Below are 2,647 nucleotides of genomic sequence, written 5' to 3' on the forward strand. Positions count from 1 at the left end.
CTGGCCGCGCTGGGCTACCGCCGCCGGCGCCGCGCCCACCGCCAGGCCAGCGAACAAGCCCGGCGCAACCAGGAACTGGAAGCGCAGGTGCGGCAACGCACGCAGCAGCTGGACCAAAGCAACCGTGAATTGCTGGCGCAAATGGACGAGCGCCAGCGCACCGAGGCCCGCCTGCACCAGATGCAGGACGAACTGGTGCAGGCCAACAAGCTGACCCTGCTGGGCCAGGTGACCGCGGGCGTGGCGCACGAAATCAACCAGCCCCTGGCCGCCATCCGCAACTATGCCGACAACTCGGTGGCCTTCCTGCAGCGCGCCGACACCGACACCGTGCACAGCAACCTGCACAATATCGCGCGCCTGACCGACCGCATCGGCGGCATTACCAGCGAACTGCGCGCGTTCTCGCGCAAACAGGGCAGCGGCGTGGCCGCCATAGCCCTGGCCGATGCACTGGACGGCGCGCTGATGCTGGCCTCGCCGCGCATCAAGCGCGAGAACGTCGACCTGCGCTTTGCCGCCCCGCCCCCTACCTTGCGGGTCTGGGCCGACCGCATGCGCCTGGAACAGGTATTCGCCAACCTGCTGCAGAATGCGCTGGACGCCATGGCGGCCTGCCCAGGCCAGCCTGCCCGGCTTGGCATCGTCATGGAAACCCATGCCGATACAGTTGCCGTCAGTATCCAGGACAACGGGCCGGGCCTGCCGGACGAAGTGCGCGCGCGCCTGTTCACGCCGTTTCATACCACCAAGCCGGAAGGCCTGGGCCTGGGGCTGGTCATCTCGCGCGACCTGCTGGCCGAGTTCGGCGGCACCCTGCATGCCGCCACGCCCCCGTCCCCCGCCACCGGAGCCTGCTTCGTCGTGACGCTGCGCCGCGCCGCCGGCCAGCCGGATGAAGACCGACACCGCACCTTGCCATGAACCCCGATACTTCCGCCCCTATTGAAGTCGTTTTCGTCGACGACGACACCGACCTGCTGCAAGCCACCGTGCAAACCCTGCGGCTGCACGATATGCACGTGCGCCCCCACGCCTCGGCCGCCACGGCGCTGCAGGACCTGGACCGCGAGTTCGGCGGCGTGCTGGTCACCGACGTGCGCATGCCAGGCATAGACGGCCTGCAACTGTTCGAGCGCGTGCGCGCCATCGACGCCGACATCCCCGTCATACTCATCAGCGGCCACCTGGACGTGCCCCTGGCGGTGCAGGCCATGCACGACGGCGCCTACGATGTCATCAACAAACCGTATCCCGGCGAATTGCTGATTGCCGCCATCGCGCGCGCCGCCGAGAAACGCCGCCTGGTGCTGGCCAACCGCAGGCTGCGCCACGCCATCGACCAGGACGCCGCCGGCGACCTGGCCTTCATCGGCGACACGCCGGCCATGGAGCGCGTGCGGCACACGCTGCGCCACATTGCCGATGCCAATGTCGACGTGCTGATCGAAGGCGAAACCGGCACCGGCAAGGAAGTGGTGGCCACCTTGCTGCACCAACTTAGCCGCCGCAGGCACCATCCGCTGGTGGCCATCAACTGCGGCGCGCTGCCGGAAAGCGTGATCGAAAGCGAGCTGTTCGGCCACGAGCCCGGCGCGTTCACCGGCGCCCAGAAAAAACGCATCGGCCGCATTGAACACGCCAACGGCGGCACCTTGTTCCTGGACGAAATCGAAAGCATGCCGCCCGCCATGCAGGTAAAGCTGCTGCGCGTGCTGGAAACCCGGCAGGTGGCGCCGCTGGGCACCAACGACATCCGCCCGGTGGACTTGCGCGTGGTGGCCGCCACCAAGGTCGACCTGGGCCAGGCCTCGATGCGGGAAAGCTTCCGGGAAGACCTTTACTACCGCTTGAACGTGGTCACCATCCACCTGCCGCCCCTGCGCGAACGCCGCGACGACATTCCCCTGCTGTTCGCGCACCATGCCGGCCGCGCCGCGCAGCGCTTCCAGCGCGACGTGCCGCCGCTTACCGCCGCCGTGCGGCAACACCTGCTGCAGCATCACTGGCCCGGCAATATCCGCGAACTGGCGCATTTTGCCGAACGCTTCGTGCTGGGCGTGCTGCCCGATGCCGCGCCGGCCGGCGCGCCACCGGCCGGCGCCGCCTTGCCAAGCCTGCCCCGCCAAATGGAAGAGCACGAAGCCCGCCTGATCCGCGAGGCCCTGGCACGCCACCAGGGCGACATCAAGGCCACGCTGCAAGACCTGGGCCTGCCCCGCAAGACCTTCTACGACAAGCTGCAGCGCCACGGCATCGACCGGCAGGCCTATGCGAAAACCCGCGCCACGCGGCCCGACTAGGCACCGCATCGGCGGCCGGCATCTGTACTAGAATTCTCTGCATGACCCGCCGCCGGAACCCCGCCCTGCCATTGGCCGCACAGGCCTGGCGCATGATCGTCTGCCTGGCGATCGTGGCGTTGTTCTGCCGCGCCGCCATTCCGGCCGGCTACATGCCCGGGCCATCGGCAACGCGCAGCGGCCAGGTCGCGCTGACGCTATGCACGGGTTCCGGCCCCGCCACGTCCCTGCTGCTGGACGTGCCCGGCAAGCCGGCAGGCCCGGCATCCGACCACGCCAACGGCGCGCTGGACTGCCCGTTCGGTGTGTTGGCCAGCCAGGCGCTGCTGCCCGGCCTTGCGCCC

General features: G+C 69.0%; 2 protein-coding genes and 1 pseudogene. All 3 read left to right on the forward strand.

Annotation, left to right across the window (positions count from 1 at the left end; genetic code table 11):
• The coding region (locus LPZ50_RS23960) for a sensor histidine kinase (RefSeq protein WP_230665347.1) at positions 1-924 on the forward strand (924 nt) is incomplete at its 5' end.
• Positions 921-2,303, forward strand: coding sequence for a sigma-54-dependent transcriptional regulator (locus LPZ50_RS23965; RefSeq protein ID WP_230665348.1), 1,383 nt, complete (start codon positions 921-923; stop codon positions 2,301-2,303). The genes LPZ50_RS23960 and LPZ50_RS23965, both read left to right, overlap by 4 nt.
• A 41-nt stretch (positions 2,304-2,344) precedes the next feature.
• Positions 2,345-2,647, forward strand: a pseudogene (locus LPZ50_RS23970) (hypothetical protein); the annotation flags it as partial.

This window comes from Bordetella petrii, from assembly GCF_020991325.1.
Lineage (GTDB): Bacteria > Pseudomonadota > Gammaproteobacteria > Burkholderiales > Burkholderiaceae_B > Bordetella_A > Bordetella_A petrii_E.